This window comes from Streptomyces sp. NPDC028308 (genome assembly GCF_055565855.1).
Window position 1 is genome coordinate 302264 of the sequence record NZ_JBVHTO010000002.1, and the last position, 18012, is coordinate 320275.

The 18012-nt window shown below is 72.1% G+C and carries 17 protein-coding genes; 8 read left to right on the forward strand and 9 right to left on the reverse strand.

Annotated elements, in window-relative coordinates:
• Window positions 1-3: 3 nt before the first annotated feature.
• Window positions 4-1071 (forward strand): alpha/beta fold hydrolase, encoded by a 1068-nt coding sequence (locus tag ACZ4VA_RS05675; RefSeq protein ID WP_452922232.1) that lies wholly within the window; start codon window positions 4-6, stop codon window positions 1069-1071.
• Between the two features lie 349 nt (window positions 1072-1420).
• On the opposite strand, the gene ACZ4VA_RS05680 is transcribed toward ACZ4VA_RS05675, so the two are convergent.
• Window positions 1421-2959, reverse strand: a complete 1539-nt coding sequence (locus tag ACZ4VA_RS05680; protein ID WP_452921384.1) for an MDR family MFS transporter — start codon at window positions 2957-2959, stop codon at window positions 1421-1423.
• A 227-nt stretch (window positions 2960-3186) separates the two neighbouring features.
• Between ACZ4VA_RS05680 and ACZ4VA_RS05685 the strand changes: the two genes are divergently transcribed.
• A complete protein-coding gene (locus ACZ4VA_RS05685; RefSeq protein ID WP_355792635.1) occupies window positions 3187-3675 on the forward strand; it encodes a TetR/AcrR family transcriptional regulator in 489 nt (162 codons plus the stop codon).
• A 323-nt stretch (window positions 3676-3998) separates the two neighbouring features.
• Here ACZ4VA_RS05685 and ACZ4VA_RS05690 read toward each other — a convergent pair whose 3' ends face one another.
• Window positions 3999-4835, reverse strand: a complete 837-nt coding sequence (locus ACZ4VA_RS05690; RefSeq protein WP_468079981.1) for a prephenate dehydratase — start codon at window positions 4833-4835, stop codon at window positions 3999-4001.
• A 377-nt stretch (window positions 4836-5212) separates the two neighbouring features.
• Here ACZ4VA_RS05690 and ACZ4VA_RS05695 point away from each other — a divergent pair, with 377 nt between their 5' ends.
• The 3 genes from ACZ4VA_RS05695 (at window position 5213) to ACZ4VA_RS05705 (ending at window position 8122) form a co-directional block, all read left to right on the forward strand.
• The gene (locus ACZ4VA_RS05695; protein ID WP_388905278.1) at window positions 5213-6175 is read left to right on the forward strand and encodes an RNA polymerase sigma factor; all 963 of its coding nucleotides are present in this window, start codon (window positions 5213-5215) and stop codon (window positions 6173-6175) included.
• 134 nt (window positions 6176-6309) lie between these two features.
• Complete coding sequence (locus ACZ4VA_RS05700) at window positions 6310-7233, forward strand: alpha/beta fold hydrolase (RefSeq protein WP_468079984.1); 924 nt, start codon at window positions 6310-6312, stop codon at window positions 7231-7233.
• Window positions 7234-7552: 319 nt separating this feature from the next.
• Window positions 7553-8122, forward strand: coding sequence for a CAP domain-containing protein (locus ACZ4VA_RS05705; protein WP_468079986.1), 570 nt, complete (start codon window positions 7553-7555; stop codon window positions 8120-8122).
• A 73-nt stretch (window positions 8123-8195) separates the two neighbouring features.
• On the opposite strand, the gene ACZ4VA_RS05710 is transcribed toward ACZ4VA_RS05705, so the two are convergent.
• Complete coding sequence (locus ACZ4VA_RS05710) at window positions 8196-9035, reverse strand: helix-turn-helix transcriptional regulator (RefSeq protein WP_468079988.1); 840 nt, start codon at window positions 9033-9035, stop codon at window positions 8196-8198.
• Window positions 9036-9136: 101 nt separating this feature from the next.
• Between ACZ4VA_RS05710 and ACZ4VA_RS05715 the strand changes: the two genes are divergently transcribed.
• Window positions 9137-9844, forward strand: coding sequence for an SDR family NAD(P)-dependent oxidoreductase (locus ACZ4VA_RS05715; protein WP_389389838.1), 708 nt, complete (start codon window positions 9137-9139; stop codon window positions 9842-9844).
• Window positions 9845-9984: 140 nt separating this feature from the next.
• Here ACZ4VA_RS05715 and ACZ4VA_RS05720 read toward each other — a convergent pair whose 3' ends face one another.
• The 3 genes from ACZ4VA_RS05720 to ACZ4VA_RS05730 all read right to left on the reverse strand — a co-directional run bounded on the left by ACZ4VA_RS05720 (window position 9985) and on the right by ACZ4VA_RS05730 (window position 13745).
• On the reverse strand, window positions 9985-10641 hold the full coding sequence (locus ACZ4VA_RS05720; RefSeq protein WP_356240723.1) for a fasciclin domain-containing protein: 657 nt from the start codon (window positions 10639-10641) through the stop codon (window positions 9985-9987).
• Between the two features lie 84 nt (window positions 10642-10725).
• Complete coding sequence (locus ACZ4VA_RS05725; RefSeq protein ID WP_388905269.1) at window positions 10726-12417, reverse strand: molybdopterin-dependent oxidoreductase; 1692 nt, start codon at window positions 12415-12417, stop codon at window positions 10726-10728.
• Window positions 12418-12908: 491 nt separating this feature from the next.
• A complete protein-coding gene (locus ACZ4VA_RS05730; RefSeq protein ID WP_355794431.1) occupies window positions 12909-13745 on the reverse strand; it encodes an alpha/beta fold hydrolase in 837 nt (278 codons plus the stop codon).
• Window positions 13746-13822: 77 nt separating this feature from the next.
• On the opposite strand from ACZ4VA_RS05730, the gene ACZ4VA_RS05735 reads away from it, so the two are divergent.
• Entirely contained in the window at window positions 13823-14431 is a 609-nt protein-coding gene (locus ACZ4VA_RS05735; RefSeq protein ID WP_468079991.1) for a sigma-70 family RNA polymerase sigma factor, read from the forward strand.
• A 58-nt stretch (window positions 14432-14489) separates the two neighbouring features.
• Here the strand turns inward: ACZ4VA_RS05735 and ACZ4VA_RS05740 are convergent, their stop codons facing one another.
• The 3 genes from ACZ4VA_RS05740 to ACZ4VA_RS05750 all read right to left on the reverse strand — a co-directional run bounded on the left by ACZ4VA_RS05740 (window position 14490) and on the right by ACZ4VA_RS05750 (window position 17044).
• The gene (locus ACZ4VA_RS05740; RefSeq protein ID WP_468080322.1) at window positions 14490-15653 is read right to left on the reverse strand and encodes an oxygenase MpaB family protein; all 1164 of its coding nucleotides are present in this window, start codon (window positions 15651-15653) and stop codon (window positions 14490-14492) included.
• Window positions 15654-15714: 61 nt separating this feature from the next.
• Entirely contained in the window at window positions 15715-16767 is a 1053-nt protein-coding gene (locus ACZ4VA_RS05745; RefSeq protein ID WP_468079993.1) for a polyprenyl synthetase family protein, read from the reverse strand.
• Window positions 16760-17044: a polyprenyl synthetase gene (locus tag ACZ4VA_RS05750; protein ID WP_389389842.1), complete on the reverse strand. Its 285-nt coding sequence runs from the start codon at window positions 17042-17044 to the stop codon at window positions 16760-16762. Before ACZ4VA_RS05750 ends, ACZ4VA_RS05745 begins: the two co-directional genes overlap by 8 nt.
• 537 nt (window positions 17045-17581) lie before the next feature.
• On the opposite strand from ACZ4VA_RS05750, the gene ACZ4VA_RS05755 reads away from it, so the two are divergent.
• Entirely contained in the window at window positions 17582-17752 is a 171-nt protein-coding gene (locus ACZ4VA_RS05755) for a DUF5670 family protein (protein WP_355787373.1), read from the forward strand.
• Window positions 17753-18012: the final 260 nt, after the last annotated feature.

Below are 18012 nucleotides of genomic sequence, written 5' to 3' on the forward strand. Positions count from 1 at the left end.
ACCATGATCAACAGGCGCACATTCAGCAAGGCCGTAGGCCTGGGCACCGGTGCGGCAGCGGTCTCGCTGGCCGGCCTGCAGAACGGCGCGTCCGCCTCCACCGCCGCGCACCAGGCGGCAGGCGCGTCCGCCCCCGCCGTGCCCACGATCACCCCCGGCACCCACACCGGTTTCCGCAGGCTCAAGCAGGTCAAGGCCGGAGTCCTCGACATCGGATACGCCGAGGCCGGGCCCGCCCACGGCCCGGTCGTCGTCCTTCTGCACGGCTGGCCGTACGACATCCACAGCTTCGTCGACGTCGCACCGCTCCTCGCCGACCTCGGCTACCGCGTGATCGTCCCCTACCTGCGCGGGCACGGCAGCACGAGCTTCCTGTCCCGCAGCACCCCCCGCACCGCCGAACAGTCCGCCGTAGCGCTCGACATCATCGCCCTCATGGACGCACTGAAGATCGACAAGGCGGTACTGGCCGGCTTCGACTGGGGCTCGCGCACCGCCGACATCATCGCCGCGCTGTGGCCCGAGAGGGTCAAGGCCCTTGTCTCCACCAGCGGTTATCTCATCACCAACCGCAAGGCGCAGCTGACGCCTGCCGCCCCGGCCGTCGAGCACAACTGGTGGTACCAGTGGTACTTCGCCACCCCTCGCGGCAAGCAGGCCATGGAGGACGAGGAGGAGCGCCTCGCGCTGTGCCGCTACGTGTGGGAACTCGTCTCCCCCAACTGGGACTTCGACGACGCCACGTACAACCGCACGGCCGAGGCGTTCAAGAACCCCGACTACGCCGCCGTCGTCCTGTTCAACTACCGGTGGCGCATCGGCCTCGTGGAGGGTGAGCCCCGCTACGACCGCTATGAGAAGCTGCTCGCCGCCCAGCCCCCCATCCACGTCCCCACCGTCACCCTTGACGCGGCCCTCGACCCGTTCACCGCACCCGGTGGGGGTTCGGCCTACCGCGACCACTTCACCGGCCCCTACGCGCACCGCACCGTCGAGAACATCGGCCACAACCTGCCGCAGGAGGCCCCTAGCGTCTTCGCCCAGGCGGTGGTCGACGCGGACCATCTCTAGCCCGTCGCCCATCGCACGGGGCGTCCTGGCCGCTTCCGCCGGGTCTCTCCGCACGCCCCGCCTGCGCTGCCGGGAAGAGCCTCGCTCTTCCCGGCAGCGCAGGCGTTTCGACAGGGATGCCCCGGCGCGAGCCGACACCTGCGCAAAGTGCAGAGTCACACCCGCACGCACCAACCTGGAAGCCCTCTCACTCCTGTCACCGTCTTGACAGGTGATGATGCTCCACCGAATGCTGACGAGCACTAGGGATGCGGCCACCGGCTCGCGCCGAACTGGTCGGCGGGGGCGGACATGCCGACGGCCGGCCCCGGTGCGGGTGCCGGCCGGTCGATGCGGCTGTGTGCGCGCTTCAGGCGGCGACGGTCTCCTGTACGGCGCTGTCGGGGATGTTGCCGGCGCTCCCATCCGGGCCCTCCCTCTCGCGGGAGGGCTTGAGGAAGAGGGCGAGGACGATCCCGACCGCCAGGCTCGGGGCGATCCACAGGTAGCCGGTGGCGGTGGCGTGGGCGAAGGCGTCGAGCGCGGTGTCGCGCAGGGAGGCGGGCAGGTGGCCGACGGTGTCGGGCCGGGCGGCGTCGAAGCCGCCGACGGTGGGCAGGGCGCGGGTGCGCTCGGCGAAACCGGAGTTGAGCAGGCTGCCGAAGACGGCGACTCCGAACGCCGCGCCGATCGAGCGGGCGAAGGTCACGACTGCGCTCGCGGCGCCCAGGTCGGCGGTGGGCACGCTGTTCTGGACGGTGGTCAGTACGACCATGGGGACCATGCCGATACCGACGCCCGTGATCAGGAAGTAGCCGCTCAGGGCCAGGGTGCCGGTACCACCCCCGATGGTGCCCAGCAGCAGGAGTCCGGCGAGGTTGGCGGCCAGGCCCCCGAGCAGGATCAGGCGCAGCCTTTCGACGTGAGCGGTCCAGCGTCCGGCGAGGGACTGGCTGACGACCAGGCCGGCGACCAGCGGCAGCATGTGGATTCCGGACAGGGTCGCCGAGACACCGTGGACGATCTGGAGGTAGGTCGGCAGGTAGACCAGGACGGCGAACATGGCGGCGTTCGCGAAGAAGCCGATCAGCGAGGAGAAGACCACGGTCCGGGAGCCGAGCATGGCCGGCGGCAGGACCGGGGCCGCGGCCCGGCGCTCGACGGGCACCAGCAGTGCGGCCAGCGCGAGGGTGGCGGCGATCAGGCCGATGATGGCCGGTGAGCCCCAGCCCCACCGCTCACCGAAGGACGTCACGAGGACCAGCCCGGTGGCGATGGCGGCCAGGACGGTGGCGCCCGCGTAGTCGATACGGGCCCTGGCGCCCCGGGTGGCCGCGGGCAGCGCCCGGGCGGCGAGGACGAGGGCGACGATCCCGACCGGCAGGTTGATCAGGAAGGCCCACCGCCAGGAGAGCTGGTCGGTGAAGATGCCGCCCAGCAGCGGGCCGACGATGCTGGCGACGCCGTAGACCGAGCCGAACATCCCCTGGTACCGGCCGCGCTCGCTCGGGGCGACGATGTCGCCGACCAGGGCGAAGGTCAACACGATCATGCCGCCGCCACCCACGCCCTGGAGGACCCGGGCGCCGATCAGTTCGGGGAGGGTCTGGGCCAGGCCGCAGGCCACCGAGGCGGTCAGGAAGATCCCGGTCGAGGTCAGGTAGAGCCGCTTGCGGCCGAACATGTCGCCGAGCTTGCCCCACAGCGGTGTCACGGCGGTCGAGGCGAGCAGGTACGCGGCACTGACCCAGGCGATGTCGTCGAACCCGTCCAGGTCCTGCGCTATCCGGGGCAGCGCGGTGGAAACGATGGTCTGGTCGAGCGCGGCGAGCAGGACCGCCAGGATCAGCGCGCCCATGGCGGCGGCGACACCACCTGCCCGCGGTGACGCGGACTGTGTCTTCGACATCGACTTGCCTCTCTCCGAAGGAGCAGAGGTGCTGCGCCCGTTCCGTCCACGCCTCACCCTGCTGGCATTATCTCCTTTATCTGCCTCTTGAATGTAGCACTTAGATGGAAGTGATACACACCGTAAGGACGCTAAATGCCTCAAGGGTCACAGATCACCGATAGAATCGCCGCGTGAGAGCCGACGCAGCGCGCAACCTGGAAGCCGTCCTGACGACCGGAGCCCGCATGCTCGCCGCCGACCCCGGCGCCAGCATCGCGAGCATCGCCGCCGAAGCCGGCGTCGACCGACGTACCGTCTACCGACGCTTCGCCTCCCGCGAAGAACTCCTCGCCGCCATCTACGAAGCCCGCCTCACCGCCATCGAGAACGCCATCGAAGACGCCCGACTACGCGAAGCACCCGTCACCGTCGCCCTGCACCGCTACGTCGAGAACGTCATCACCGTCAACCGCACCTGGCCCGTCGACCTCACCCGCATGCTCACCCACGACACCATCCGCCAACGCCGGGACACCTCCGTGACCGAAGTGGACACCTTCCTCCAACGGGCCACCGACGAAGGACTCCTGCGCTCCGATCTGCCGCAGGGGTGGGCGAGCGCGCTGCTGCCCCAGTTGACGCACCTCGTGAACCGGCAGCTGCCCGAACTGAGCCCGGGCCGGGCGGCGGACGTCGTCGTCGACACCCTGCTGCACGGCCTCGGGGCTCCCTGACCGAGGAACGCGCCCGTACGCGCGCGCGTCCCGTCGTAGCCCATCTCCTCCGCGGCGCGGCACACGCGCGGGATGCGACGGGTACGAGCTGGAAGACCCCTACGACGCCGTGGTGCTTTCGGAGGTGCACGGCATGCGCAAGCGGCGCGAGCCGGGGGGATCTACGAATTCGTGCTGGAGCAACTCCGCCTGCGCGGCGAGGAGTCCGTGTACGTCGACGACACCGCGGCGTATCTTCAGGTTCCACGGTGCTCACGCGATACGTGTGACCTCGCGCAAGGCACCCGCTGTCCGGGGCGGCTGGTTCCCGCACCCGGGCCAGGTCAGGCCTTCAGTCGGTGGGGGTCCGCGGGGTACACGCCCAGGAGCCGCACCTCGGTGGAGAAGAAACGCAGTTCGTCCAGGGCGAGGGCGACGCGCTCGTCGTCCGGGTGTCCCTCGATCTCGACGTAGAAGCGGCTGGCCCCCAGCCCCGCGCCGATCTGGTAGCTCTCGATCTTGGTGAGGTTGACGCCGCTGCTGGCGAAGCCGCCGAGTGCCTTGTAGAGGGCGCTCGGGATGTTGCGCACGCTGAAGAACACGCTCGTCATCTTCGGGTTCCCCGCGTCCGGCGCCGGGGCCGCGTCCCGGGACAGCACCACGAACCGCGTGGTGTTGTCCGGGTCGTCCTCGACCTCGGGGCGCAGCACGTCGAGACCGTAGAGCGCGGCCGCGGCGGGCGGGGCCAGCGCGGCGTGCCGAGGATCGCCCAACTCGGCCACCTCGCGCGCCGCCCCGGCCGTGTCGTCGCTGACGAGCGTGCGCCAGCCGCCTTCCCGCAGCAGCTTGCGACACTGCCCCAGCGCGTGCACGTGGCTGCGGACGCACTCCACCTGGTCCAGGGTGGCGCCGGGTACGCCCATCAAGTCGAAGCGGATCGCCAGGAAGTACTCGCCGACGATGAACAGCCCCGACTCCGGCAGCAGATGGTGCACGTCGGCGACGCGGCCCGCGGCCGAGTTGTCCACCGGGATCACGGCGACGTCGGCCTCACCGAGGGTCACCGCGTCCAGGGCCTGCTCGAAGCTGGTGCAGGCCACCTCGCCGCCGACCGAGAACAGGGCGTGCGCGGCGGTCGCCGAGTTGGATCCGGGTTCACCCTGGTATGCGACGGTGGTCACCGTGTGGGGCCTTCCTGCGGGAGGTTCTTTCGTCCGTGGCAGCTCTGCTGCGTACCGCGTCTGCATGCAGTATCGACGAAACCACCGCGGCGACACGCACCAGGGCCGCCGGCCACCGGTGACCGGCGCACCCTCGCCCACCGCTACGAGGTCCCGGCGGTCGCCCCCGGTGCGAGCCCGGTACGCCTCTCGGCCCTTGCCGGGCCAACTCGGGGGCGAGGGCGAGAAAGACCCCAGGGAACAGGGAGCGCCGCTCCGAGGTTCCGAGACGAGGACGGCGGCGCCCACCCCGCCGGGCTCCACGGGACCGCCGCCCGGCACACGTGTGACCGTCGCGGTTAGGATCGCGACACATGTGGGGCGACAGGAGGACGGGTGTGAGCGGGACTGCGGACGACGTCGCACACGATGCCGCGCTCACCCTGGCCGCACAGGCGGGCGACGTGTCCGCCCTGGCCGGGCTCCTGGAGCGGCACCGGCCCGGCATGCGCGCGGTGGCCCTCAGCCTGCTGGGGCCAGGCCCGGACGTGGACGACGTCATGCAGGACGCCGCACTCGTGGCGCTGCGGCGGATCGTGGACGTCCGCGACCCCCGGGCCGTGGGCCCGTGGCTGCGCATGGTGGTACGCAACAGCTGCCGGGCCCTGCTGCGGGACGCCCGCCGCACCCGGCCCGTGGCACAGGTGCCGCTCCCGCCCGACCGCGTCACCCCCGAGCACCTCCTGGAGAGCCACGCGCTGCGGGACTGGATCTGGGCGGCGGTCGAGACGCTGTCGCCGACGCTGCGGCTGCCGGTCGTCCTGCGCTACTTCTCCACCGGCATCACCTCCTACGCGCAGATCGCCGAGGCCTGCGCCGTGCCGGTCGGCACCGTCCGGAGCCGGCTCAGCCAGGCCCGCGCCCTACTCGCCCGCGCACTCACCGCCACGGCGTCCTCGGCGCACGAGGACGTGACACGGCGTACGGAGGCCAGCCGGCAGGAGGCCCACGAGACGCTCGCGGCAGCCGAGCGCGGGGAATTCGACAAGGTCGTCAAGGACCGTTACTCCCGCGACGTCTCCCTGCTGACCCGGGGTGAGCGGCTCGGCGGGACCCGCTTCCTGCTGGCGGGCATGGACTGCGACCTCGCGGCGGGCGTACGCCAGCGGCCGGTCCATGTGGTGGCCGGACGTTCCCTGGTCGTGTGGGAGATGGAATTCCTCAACCCGGCCGACGATCCGGACCACTGTCCCCCGGGCGTCGCCTGGATCATGACTCTGGACGGCGGCCGTGTCGACAGGATCTCCCTGTACCACTCGCCCCGCACACAGCCGAAGTCAGCACCTGCCGAAGCGGGTTGAGACGTAGGTCCAGACCCGTGACCGAGCCGCCACACCCCCTCCCTGTGAGCCGGATCACACGTCGACCATCGAACTTATCGGCGGGCGAACTCTCGTGTCGGTGTCAGAAACCCACACACCGCACGGAGGTCCCGATGGACACGACCAGCGCGCACACAGAGCCGGCCCTCTCCCCCGGCACCCACACCTACCGACTGGGCGGCGTGGTCCAGCGGTACCACGTCCACGGCACGGGGCCGGTGTGCGTGGCCCACCCGGGCGGCCCCGGCATCTCCTGGGAGTACCTGCGCATGCCCGCCCTCGAGGCACACCTGACCATGGTGTACGTCGAACCCGTCGGCACCGCCCAGGACAGCCGTCTGCCTTCGCACCCGCACGGATACACGCGCGAGCGCTACAGCCGCTTCCTGCAGATACTCACCAACCGGCTCGGCGTGCCGAAGGTGCACCTGCTGGGGCACTCGCACGGCGCATTCGTCGCCGCCCACCACGCCCTGCACCGCTCCGGGCAGCTGGCCGGCGTCGTGCTGTACGAGGGCTCCCCCGTGACCGGCCCGGAGCACGGCGCCGAGGCCGCCCGCATGGTCGAGGCGTTCGCGGCCCGCCACGCCGGGCATCCCGAACTGCCCGGCGTGCTGGCCGCGTTCGCCGCCATGTCCGCCATCGAGAGCGACGAGCAGACCGAGGCGGTGGCCAAAGGCGTACTGCCGTCCTACTTCGCCGACTACTGGGGCGACGTCGAGCGGTACACCCCGTTCCGGGACGCGATCCGGGCCACCCACGTCTCGGGCCTGGACGAGGACCTCGCTCCCGACGTCGTCGACGACCGTGCCGCGCTGAAGGACCTGGCGGTACCGGCTCTGGTGATCGTGGGCCGGCACGACGTGATCTGCGGCATGCGCTGGGGCCTCGAACTGGCCGAACTGATCCCCGACTCCCGCCTGCTGGTCCTGGAGAACAGCGGTCACATGGGGCACGTGGAGGAGCCCCGACCGTTCGCCGAGGGGGTCCAGCGCTTTGTACGGGAGACCACCCTCTCGCGGGGCGGCGCCCTCTAGGACAACGCGTCGTCCGCCGGTCCCACTCCGGGGCCGGCGGACGAACGGCGGACTCGGTGCCTGTTCAGGACGGCCGGGGGCGTGCGCACAAGGTACGTGGCCGCGGCTTGCGGCCCGCGTGCCCGGCCCGGAGTGGCGGACGTACGGGCTCCGCGCCCGGTCGGGGTGGGCGACCGGCGGTGCGGGGTGGCGGTGTTACTCCGGACGGACCGGCCGCGGCGGCGGCACCGCCGTACGGCGCCCGAGAATGACCGGACCTCGTGTCCGCGTACCCACCGGCCTCGCAAGGCCTGTGGACCCTGTCGAGAAGGGGGACGAAATGGTGTTCCGCATCCGGTCGGTCACCGCGGTCGCTCTCGCCGCGGTCGCGTTCCTGTGCGCCCTCGCGGTGCCGTCCTGGGCCGGGCCCCCGCCGGTGCCCTGGCCGCCGCCCCGCCAGCCGGTCCCCTTGTGGGTGCCGCCCGCCGTGACGGGTCGCTGGCCGCCTGCTCTGCCCGTGCTGCGCGCCTCCTCCGAGGCCGCCGTGATCGCGGCCGTCAACCGGTACCGCGACCGCGCCGGCTGCCCGCCCGTGCACCCGAACGGCGCGCTCGGCCGGGCCGCCCGCCGGCACAGCGCGGACATGGCCCGGCACGGGCGGCTGTCCCACACCGGAAGCGGTGGCAGCACCACGGCGAGCCGGCTGCGGGCGGCCGGATACCGGTTCGGTCAGGCGGGCGAGAACATCACCGCCGGACCCGCCACGCCCAGGGCCGCCGTCGAGGCCTGGATGGACAGCCCGCCGCACCGCTCCATCGTCCTGAACTGCGGGTACGACGATGCCGGTGCCGGCGTCCGGGCCGGGCGCCGCGGCTCCTGGTGGACGCTGGTACTCGCCTCCGCCCGCTGAGCGGGGAACCGGTGGCCGACCGGCGAGCGGCACGGGCTGCCGCGAGTGTGCCTCTGGCCGCTCCCGTGCCCGGTCAGCCGACGAGCGTCTGGGTGCCCAGGACGGTGAGCAGGGCGAGGCGCTCGGCGTCGGGGGTGCCGGGCTCGGCCGTGTAGACCATGATGCGCAGGTCGCTGCCCGCGACGGTGAGCACGTCGCAGTCCAGGGTCAGGGCGCCCGTCTGCGGATAGTCGATGGTCTTGCGGGCGGCCCGGTGGTGTCCGACCGCGCCGGAGTCCCACAGCTCGGCGAACCGGGCGCTGCCGGAGCGCAGTTCCCCCACCAGACGCCGCAGTCCGGGGTCCGCCGGATAGCGGTCGGCGGCCGCACGCAGGTCGGCGACCAGCGCGGCCTCGAACGCGCGCCGCTCGTCCGGGGTGTGCCGCACCCGGCTGCCGGGGCCGAGGAAGTTGCGCCACACGCCGTTGCGCTGGTGGCCGCGCCACCCCGAGACGTCACCCATCAGCGCGGCGTACGCGGCGTTGGCCACCAGCAGTGTCCAGGCCGCGTCGTAGACGGCGACGGGGGTGCCGGTGAGCCGGTCCAGCATCCGCTGGACGCTCGGGGTGAGGTGGCCGGGCACCGTCTCGGGTCCCGGCGGTGCCAGCCCGGCCAGCCGGAACAGGTGGGAGCGCTCGGTGTCGGACAGCCGCAGCGCCCGGGCCAGGGCGGCGACGACCTGCGCCGAGGGGTGGGAGGCGCGGCCCTGTTCGAGGCGGGTGACGTAGTCGACGGAGATCCCGGCCAGCAGGGCCAGCTCCTCCCGGCGCAGCCCGGCCGCGCGCCGCTGGCCGCCGGCGGGCAGCCCGGCGCTCTCGGGTGAGACGCGGTCACGCCAGCGCCGTACCGCCTGTCCGAACTCCGCCGTCGCCATGCGCCCAGTGTGCCGCGCGGGGGACGGGGGTGCCTGGTACCGCTGGTCCCAGGAAGCCTGGGCATCTGGCTGTGCGAACCGCGGCGGCCGAGTCTTGGGGCATGACGACAACACTGATCACCGGAGCCAACAAGGGCCTGGGTTTCGAGACCGCGCGACGGCTCGTCGCGGCCGGTCACACCGTGTACGTGGGCAGCCGGGACGCCGAGCGCGGGCGGCGGGCCGCCGAGCGGCTGGGTGCCCGGCCGCTGCTCATCGACGTCACCGACGAGGAGTCCGTGACGGCGGCGGCGAAGAGGGTCGAAGCCGACGGCGGACTGGACGTGCTGGTCAACAACGCCGGCATCGAGGGGCGCACCCCGCAGGGCGGCGTGGTGGGCGCCGCGGAGCTGACCGCGGACCTGATGCGTCCGCTGTTCGAGACGAACGTCTTCGGCACGGTGCGTGTCCTGCACGCGTTCCTGCCCCTGCTGGCGCGTTCCGCCGCGCCGGTCGTGGTGAACGTCAGCAGCGGGCTGGCCTCCCTGACCGCGGTGAGTTCCGCGGGCACGCCGACGTACGCGTATCCAGGGGTCGCCTACCCGGCCTCGAAGGCCGCGCTGAACATGGTCACCGTGCAGTACGCGAAGGCGTTCCCCGGCATGCGGGTCAACGCCGTCGAGCCCGGGTACACCGCGACCGACCTGAACGGGCACACCGGCACGCAGACCGTCGAGGAGGGCGCCGAGATCATCGTCCGGATGGCGATGACCGGTCCCGAGGGACCGACGGGCGGCTACTTCGACGCGGAGGGCCCCCTGCCCTGGTGAAGCGGAGGCGGGACCGCCCGCGGCGGGGACAGGGGCGGGCGGGGCAAGATGCCCCGCCCGCCCCTTCTCTCCCCGTCACAGGAGGACCGTGGCGCGGCGCCGCCGGGACCTGAGCCCGGCGGCGCCGCTGTCGACCTGCGTCAGCTCTTGGGCATCAGCACGGTGTCGATGATGTAGACGTTGGCGTTGGCGGTCTTGACGTTGCCGCAGACGACCTTGGCGGAGTCGTTCACGGTGTAGGACTCACCGGAGCCCGAGGTGGTCAGCTTGGACTTCTCCAGCGTCGGGAAGGAGCCGTTCTCCAGGTCCTTGGGGGTGAGCTTCTGGCCGACGACGTGGTAGGTGAGGATCTTCGTCAGCTGCGCCTTGTCGTTGAGGACCTTGTCCAGGTCGGCCTTCGGGATCTTCGCGAAGGCGTCGTTGGTCGGCGCGAACACGGTGATGTTCTCCGCGTTGTTGAGCGTGTCGACCAGACCGGCCTTCTTCACGGCCGTGACCAGCGTGGACAGGGCCGGGTTGTTGGAGGCGGCGGTGGCCACCGGGTCCTTGGCCATGCCGTCGAAGGAGCCCGCGCCGTCCTTGGGCACCGAGGCGCAGGCCGGGCCGAACGGCTCGTCGGAGCTCATCTCGTCGGCGGTGCCGCCGGCCGAGGTGTCGGTGGCCGCCGCGGAGGCGGAGGTCTTCGACGAGCCGGACGATCCGGAGTCCTTGCTGTCGTCGGAACAGGCGGTCAGCGCGATCGGCAGCATGGCGACTGCGGCGACGGTGACGGCGGTGCGGCGGATACGAGTGTTCATGACGGTTCTCCAGTCGGATGTTGCGTAGGAAACGCTGCGTAGGGATATGCTTGATGAATCGGTTGAAGTGGCTTGTGGGCGTGGTCAGTCGACGGTGACCACCACCGAGTGGCGACCGCTGGCCCCGTCCGGGATGGTGCGGGTGCGCCGGTCGGTCTGCACCCGGCCGCTGCGGTCGGTGGCGCGCACGGTCAGGGTGTGGGCGCCTCGGGTCGCCTTCCAGGGGAAGGACCACTGGCGCCAGGTGTCGCGGGTGTCCTCGGCGGCCAGGTCCGCCTGCTGCCAGGGGCCGTCGTCCACGCGGACCTCGACCCGGTCGACGCCCCGGTGCTGGGCCCAGGCGACCCCGGCGACCATGACCGCGCCGGCCGCGGGACGGGCGAACGGCTTGGGGGTGTCGATCCGGGACTGCGTCTTGATCGGCGCCTTCCGGGCCCACTTGCGCTTGACCCAGTACGGGTCGTAGGCGTCGAACGTGGTCAGCTCGATGTCCTCGATCCACTTGCAGGCCGACACGTACCCGTACAGGCCGGGCACCAGCATGCGGACCGGGAACCCGTGCTCGAAGGGCAGCGGTTCGCCGTTCATGCCCACCGCCAGCAGCGCGTCGCGGCCGTCCATGACGTCCTCGACCGGGCTGCCGATGGTCATGCCGTCGACCGAGCGGGCCACCAGCTGATCGGCCGGTCCGCCGCGCGAGGGCGGCCGGACACCGCACTCGCCCAGGAGGTCCGCGAGCCGGACCCCGATCCAGCGCGCGTTGCCCACGTACGGGCCGCCGACCTCGTTCGACACGCACGTCAACGTGATGTGCCGCTCGACGAGTTCACGGCGGAGCAGGTCCTCGAAGGTGAGCGTCGTCGGACGGGCCACGCCCTTTCCGTGGATCCGCAGCCGCCAGTTCGTCGCGTCCACCTTCGGTACGACCAGAGCGGTGTCCACCCGGTAGAAGTCCTTGGTGGGCGTCACGAACGGGCTCACGCCGGCCACGCGCAGCCCGGCTCCCCTGGGGACGGGCGGTGCGGCGGAGGAGGGCGCGGGCAGGACGAGCCGGTCGCGCGAGGCGACCGCCTCCTTGCCGGTACGGCCGTTGAGCGAGCGGCCCCACAGTCCGGCGCCGGCGGACACGGCTGCGGCGGCGGTCGCCGCGATGACGAATCCCCGGCGGTCCCAGCCGCGTCCGCCCGCCTCGTCCCCGGCCCGTGCGGGCGATCCGGCTCCGGACGCCTCGGGCGAGCCGGTGCCGTCGTGCGGCGCCGGGTCCTCGGCGGGCGCCGTCGACGCCGCGCCGACGGCGTGCGGGGCGGGTGCGTACAGCCTTCCGATCAGCAGGTAGAGCAGCAGCGCACCGGCGAGGGCGCCGACGACCGAGGGCAGGGCGTCTCCGAGACCGGTGGAGTCGGGACGGCTGGTGGCCGCCACGGCTCCGACGACTCCGAAGAGGAGCACCCCGGCTGCTCCCAGGCGGCGGTGACGGACCGCCAGGATCCCGAGTGCCAGTGCGAGCAGGGTCAGCGCGGCGACGATGCCCAGTTGCAGGACGAGTTTGTCGTCGGTGCCGAAGTGGCGGATGGCCCAGTCCTTCACCGGGGCGGGCGTGCGGTCGATCGCCGCACCCCCGACGGCGACGACCGGACCCGCCTGCGGGCGCACCGCCGCGGACACCAGCTCCGCGACCGCCAGGGCGGCGAAACCGGCCAGGAACCCGCTGAGCGCGCCGAGAAGGAGCCGCGCCCAGAGTGCGGGTGGTTGCCGGTCGTTCTGCTCTGTCCTCACGTGGGGAATCCGGTCCGGGGCGGGAGCCGGATTGGTGTCGGGCCGAAAGGGATTTAATTGGCTAACCGACCAATCCGCGGCGCCCGCGGCAACGGATGAAACCCTCGCGCGCCCTCCGCCGGCGCGCCCCGCCGAGCACCGTCATCGCCGCGAGCGCGCCACCTGACCTGCGTATACGCCCTCTCCACCCGACCGCCTCGTACAGCGCGCCGTTGCACGGGCGACGGTCATGGGGCCACGGAGGGCGAGGGTGAACCTGGCCGCGAGTGGTTGACGGGCGGGGGCGCGGTGGCGGTGGCGAGGACGGCCGCCGCCCGCAGCTGTCCCGCCCGCGGCTTCCGCCCTCCGGCCGAATGGAGGTCTCAGGGGCTCGGGGATCGCATCCACGAGGAGGAGGTGAGGCAACAGGGTCCACGCAATGGGGTGTCGGAGCGAGGCCGCGTGAGTAACTCGGGTGGACCTGAGGGCTGTTCACCGAGAACTGTGCCGCCTCACCCGTGCCGCGCCAGGAACGCCTCCGTCACCGCAACGAACCGCCCGGCGTCGTCGAGCCACGGGTAGTGGCCCGCGGCCGGCTGCACCTCCAGCCGCGCGTCCGGGAACAGCGCCGCCAGCTCCGCCACCGACCGCGGAGGGCTGTTGACGTCGTACTCGCCGGTGAGCAGCAGGACCGGCGCCGGGCAGGCAGCGAGCGCCTCCCGGGTGGCGCGCGGGGTGAAGGCGCCCTCCGCGGCGAAGTGGGCGACCGCGTCCTCGTTACGCGGCCGGCCGGCGCTGTGGTGCTGACGCGCGGCGTCGTCCCAACGGCCGTAGAAGAAGGGTGTGATGGCCTCCGGGTCACCATCGGCGCCTTCGGTGAGCGTCTCCAGGGCCGTGTACGCCGACGCGAACCACGGTTCCCCGCTGCGCAGTCGGGCGAGGTCGCGCCGCGTTCGCCCGGTGATCTCCAGGCCGACGGCGCGGGTGCTCGGGCCGACAAGGACGAGGGTGTGCAGGCGCTCCGGGTGACGGGCCGCGTACTGGACGGCGACGTTCGTGCCGGCGGAGTGGCCGAGCAGGTCGACGCGGGGCAGGTCCAGGTGCCCGCGCAGCGCCTCGATGTCGTCGACCAGACGGTCGCAACGATAGGTCGAGGTGTCCGCGGGCTTCGCGGAACGGCCGGTGCCGCGCAGGTCCGCGACGATCAGGCGGCGGTGTGCGGAGAGGCCGCCGAGGTCGCCGAGGTAGCGGGAGTCGGCGGGACCGCCGGGGACGCAGATCAGCGGAGGGCCGCTGCCCGCGGTGCGGTAGGCGAGGCGGGTTCCGTCGGGTGCGAGGAAGGTGGGCATGGCCGGGATCCTGACAGCTATAACCAGGTTTTACAACCCGGTTATGACCCGATGCGGCCAGGGTGTATAACCAAGGCATGGCAGGTGGAGACAGGGAACACGCGGACCCCTCGGCGCTGAGCGAGAAGCAGGCCGAGGCGATGCTGGTTGGTATCAACGAGATCATCCGCGCGGGCGAGGAGATGCGGGCGCTGCGCGCCGAGTTGATCCCCGTCTTCGCCGGTTTCGGCTGGACCCAGGAGAAGATCGCCCGCCTCACCGGGATGAGCCAGCCCGCCGTGTCCAAGCAGTTGACCAGGCACCAGGGCCGCGACGCGTCTCCGACGGTGGACCTCACCCTGGACCAGGACGACGCCCCCTGGCTCGAAGGGCGGTTGTGGGCGCTCGCCGACGCGATCTCCGAGTCATGCGGCGACGACGCCCGTTGCACGCAGCGCGTCCAGGCCCTCGCCCGCGGCAGGAGGCGCTTCACTCCCGAGAGCGTCGACGAGCTGCGCCGTCTGGTGGAGGAGGACCTGCGGTCGGGTCGGGGCGAGCTGCCCGGCGGTTACCGCAGGGCGTACGACGAGATCAGCCGCCGCCTCGACGTGCCTGGGAAGAACACCGCCGCCGCCACCGGTTCGGCGTCGGTGCGCCGTGCCCTCGCGCACCGGATCCAGCGCGACTGGTTCCGGGGCGACGTCTGAGCACGGGTCCCGACGGGCCGGTCCCGGTGACCGGAACGGTTGCCGTCCGCGCCCGGTCTCAGGGGGCGAGGGTGGGGGCGGGCGGTGTCCAGCGGCGGGCGCGGGGCACCGCGGTGGGGACGTCGTAGGCCTTCTTGAGGTGTTCGGGGATCGCGTAGTGCATCACGCGGCCGCGGGTCAGTGAGCTGAGTTCGAAGCGGGTCGTCAGGTGGCCGAGGCGGTCCAGCGCCCAGGCTCCCAGCGGGGAGCGGTCCTCGATCGTCTCCAGGACGCCCAGCAGAGCGGGGGCGGCCTTGACCGCCGTGTCCCAGGGGGTGCGGGGCACCTGGAGCCAGTCGGCGCAGGTGTCGCCGACGAGATAGCGGATGAGGGCGCCGACGACGGGATCGAAGAGGGTCCCGGGGACGACCTCCTCGTACAGGTCGAGGAGTTGACGGGTGAGGTGGGCGCCCTCCTCCGAGGGGCCCATGTGGCGGGTCATGTACAAGTCGGAGAACTGGCGGGCCTGTTCGAGGTCCTGCGGTACGTGTTCCTGGTCGACGCCCAGCATGGCGCCCACCACGCGCCACGCGTAGTAGTAGGACTCGGCGCCCTCCGTGCTCATGTGGATGCCGAGCCGGTGCAGGGCGTCCAGGGCCTGGATGGAGAACATCATCTGTCCCCCGATCATGTCCTCCTGGCAGATCGGGACGCCCAGACTCGCCGTGTCCCAACACCCCTCCCGGCGCAGGTGGTGGCGGATGGAGGCGTGCAGCAGGCGCACCTTCTGCGCGGCGGGGACGAAGCGGCCGCCTGCCTCGAAGGCGTCCGGCTGCATGAGATGGACGGTGAACTGCCCTGTCTCCGCCATCCGTTTGGAGGGGTAGCTCAGGCCGTGCGTCGCGGACAGGAGCCTGGCGACGTGCGGCACGACGTAACAGGCCGGCATGGAGGCGAAGGACAGGGCGGTGGAGATGTGCACGTTGTTGTCGATGAAGAACAGCCGCGCCTTCTCCATCTCCGCCCAGTCCACCCACGAGGGCGGGGCCGCCGTCTCGTGCAGATAGGCGCGGGCGACCTCCGGCAGTCCGTCGGGCAACTCCTGCCCGGCGGTGGAGAAGTAACGCATGAGGGTGTTGAACTTGCCGACCTCGCCCCGCTCGAAGAGGGTAGCCACGGTGGCGTCGGCCAGTTCGTCGCCCGCCTCCCGCAACGCTTGCAGGGACTGCTCGGTGTAGACCATCTGGGACTCCTTGCGGGTCTTCACGAAAGGAGCCGCGCGCACGTAGGGGCGCGGCGGGATGTCAGTGCCGGCGGGCGGTGGCCGTATGCGCCAGGTGGCCGAGGGCACGGCCGGCTTCGGGAGGCAGGTCCGTGTCGTGCAGGACGGCGGCGGCGACGGCGATCCGCTCGGCGATCATCGCCTCGATGCGGGCGGGGGCACCGGCGCCGTGCATGATCTCCCGCACCCGGAACACGCCGTCCTGATCGAGGTCGCGCCGCCCCAGCAGCCGCGTCAGTTCGTCCCGCTCGGCGGCGGACGCGCTCTGCCACGTCTGCGCCAGCAGTGCGGTGGGGCGGCGGGCGATGAGGTCGTCCGCGTTGGCCTTCCCGGTGCGCGCCGGGTCGCCGAACAGGCCCAGCAGGTCGTCGCGCAGTTGGAAGGCCTCCCCCAGCGGCAGTCCGTAGTCGGAGTACGCCTCCAGCAGCCCGCCGCGCGCCCCGGCGAGCAGGCCCCCGATGCGCAGGGGGTGTTCGACGGTGTACTTGGCGGTCTTGTAGCGGATGACCTTCAGCGACGTGTCGGTGTCCGGCGGCCGGCCGGTGCGCAGGATCTCCAGGCACTCGCCGGCCACCAGCTCCCTGGCCAGGACCGCCCACGCGGGGCGGGCCCTCGAGAGGTAGGCGGCAGGCAGGCCGCAGGTGGTGAACAGCTGCCCGGTCCAGGACATCAGCAGGTCCCCCACGAGCATGGCCAGCCAACGGGCGGCCGCCTTGGGACGGGGGCCCTCGGAGGTGACGGCGCGCAGGGCGCGATGCGCGGTCGGCAGGCCGTGCCGGATGCTGCTCGCGTCGATGAGGTCGTCGTGGACGACCGCCGCCGCGTGCACGAGTTCCATCGAGGCCGCCGCCCGCACCAGGGCGTCGCTGTCCGGCTGTCCGGCCGCCCGCCAGCCCCAGTAGCAGAACGCCGCCCGCAGCCGCTTGCCGTGCAGGGTGGCGATCTCCAGTTGTTCGGCCACCGGCGCGAGCCGCTCGTCGATGTCCAGGAGGAGGTCGGCCTCCTGGCGCACGAAGTCGCTCAGCACCCGGTCGACCCGGGCCTTGAGGGCCGTGTGGGCGCTGCCCTCAGTCATCGGCGCCGCCGGCGCGCCGGGCTGCCGCGTGGCGCGCCAGCACCTCCATGTGCGCCGGGGGCCGTGCGGCGTAGCGGTCCAGTGCGAGCTGACCGCGCGCCTTGAGGTCCTCCCGCCCCTCTCCGGCCAGTTCCACCACGTCGGAGCGGCCCAGCAGTCCGCGCAGTCCTCCTACGACGGTGCTCATCGCGCCGATGGCCAGGTCCGCCACGCCCGCGCCCAGCAGCAGCACGTCACTGTGTCCCGCGCCCCGTGCTCGTCCGGTCTCGTCCGTCACGCCGTCCCCCTCTGCTTGCGGCCGCCGCGGGTCCGGCAGCGCGATGTCCGGCTGCGGACGGGGCGGCGGCCCACCCAGTTCCCGCTACGAGACTGACCGGGCCCGCCCGGCGACACGGGGAAGATCACCCATCGGGTGACCCGGCGGACTGACGTGCCACCGACGTCTGTACGAGTGCCGGCGCGGCGCGTCTCCGCCGCAGGTCGGGCCGTCCGGCGGGGACCGGGGCCGGAGGCGGCGGACGTCAGCGGCTCAGGAGCAGCCAGAGGAGAAGGGTGGCCACGACGCTGATCAGCAGGGACCCCAGACAGCCGACGCGATTGCTGAAGAAGAACATGGCCGCCGACTACCCGCCGATACGCCGGTCGAACGCCCCCGGTGTGAGCTGACCGTGCGCCCCCTCACGCGGCGGCCCGGGCACCGCACGGCGGGTGGGCGACGTCTCCGGATGCCCCGGCTCGGGGATAAGAAACGCATAAAACTTCCAGGTGTGCGGGTGGTTCGGCGGGGCACACGGCGGAACGGAGGTTGATAACTATGGTTCCCCTGCTTCTCGTTCTTCTGCTCGCTCTGATCCTCTTCGGTGCCGGGTTCGCCCTGAAGGCACTGTGGTGGATCGCCGTGATCGTCCTGGTGATCTGGCTCGTCGGCTTCTTCGCCCGCTCCACCGGGGCAGGCGGCAGCCGAGGCCGTTGGTACCGCTGGTAGCAGCGGCTGACGGCCACCGCGAAACGGGTAGGGGCGCACCGACAGTCGGTGCGCCCCTACCCGTGTGCGCGGAGCACTCTCACGTCTTTTGCACAAAGTTCCTGTATCGGCACCCCGTTGCCGGGTACGCGGCTGGTCTGGTCCGGGGCCGACACCTGCGCCGGCATGGGAACCCCGGCACCTCCACCAGGGGCGCGGTCCCGGATCAGGCCCCTGCGATGTGCGCCGAGGAGCCGTCGGGCATCTCGCACTCCGGCGTC

Excerpts from the sequence above, each read along its gene's own strand:
- ACZ4VA_RS05675 (WP_452922232.1), top strand. The coding sequence starts at position 4 with ATGATCAACAGGCGCACATTCAGCAAGGCCGTAGGCCTGGGCACCGGT.
- ACZ4VA_RS05680 (WP_452921384.1), bottom strand. The coding sequence starts at position 2,959 with ATGTCGAAGACACAGTCCGCGTCACCGCGGGCAGGTGGTGTCGCCGCC.
- ACZ4VA_RS05685 (WP_355792635.1), top strand. The coding sequence starts at position 3,187 with ATGCTCGCCGCCGACCCCGGCGCCAGCATCGCGAGCATCGCCGCCGAA.
- ACZ4VA_RS05700 (WP_468079984.1), top strand. The coding sequence starts at position 6,310 with ATGGACACGACCAGCGCGCACACAGAGCCGGCCCTCTCCCCCGGCACC.
- ACZ4VA_RS05705 (WP_468079986.1), top strand. The coding sequence starts at position 7,553 with ATGGTGTTCCGCATCCGGTCGGTCACCGCGGTCGCTCTCGCCGCGGTC.
- ACZ4VA_RS05710 (WP_468079988.1), bottom strand. The coding sequence starts at position 9,035 with ATGGCGACGGCGGAGTTCGGACAGGCGGTACGGCGCTGGCGTGACCGC.
- ACZ4VA_RS05715 (WP_389389838.1), top strand. The coding sequence starts at position 9,137 with ATGACGACAACACTGATCACCGGAGCCAACAAGGGCCTGGGTTTCGAG.
- ACZ4VA_RS05720 (WP_356240723.1), bottom strand. The coding sequence starts at position 10,641 with ATGAACACTCGTATCCGCCGCACCGCCGTCACCGTCGCCGCAGTCGCC.
- ACZ4VA_RS05730 (WP_355794431.1), bottom strand. The coding sequence starts at position 13,745 with ATGCCCACCTTCCTCGCACCCGACGGAACCCGCCTCGCCTACCGCACC.
- ACZ4VA_RS05735 (WP_468079991.1), top strand. The coding sequence starts at position 13,823 with ATGGCAGGTGGAGACAGGGAACACGCGGACCCCTCGGCGCTGAGCGAG.
- ACZ4VA_RS05740 (WP_468080322.1), bottom strand. The coding sequence starts at position 15,653 with ATGGTCTACACCGAGCAGTCCCTGCAAGCGTTGCGGGAGGCGGGCGAC.
- ACZ4VA_RS05745 (WP_468079993.1), bottom strand. The coding sequence starts at position 16,767 with ATGACTGAGGGCAGCGCCCACACGGCCCTCAAGGCCCGGGTCGACCGG.
- ACZ4VA_RS05755 (WP_355787373.1), top strand. The coding sequence starts at position 17,582 with ATGGTTCCCCTGCTTCTCGTTCTTCTGCTCGCTCTGATCCTCTTCGGT.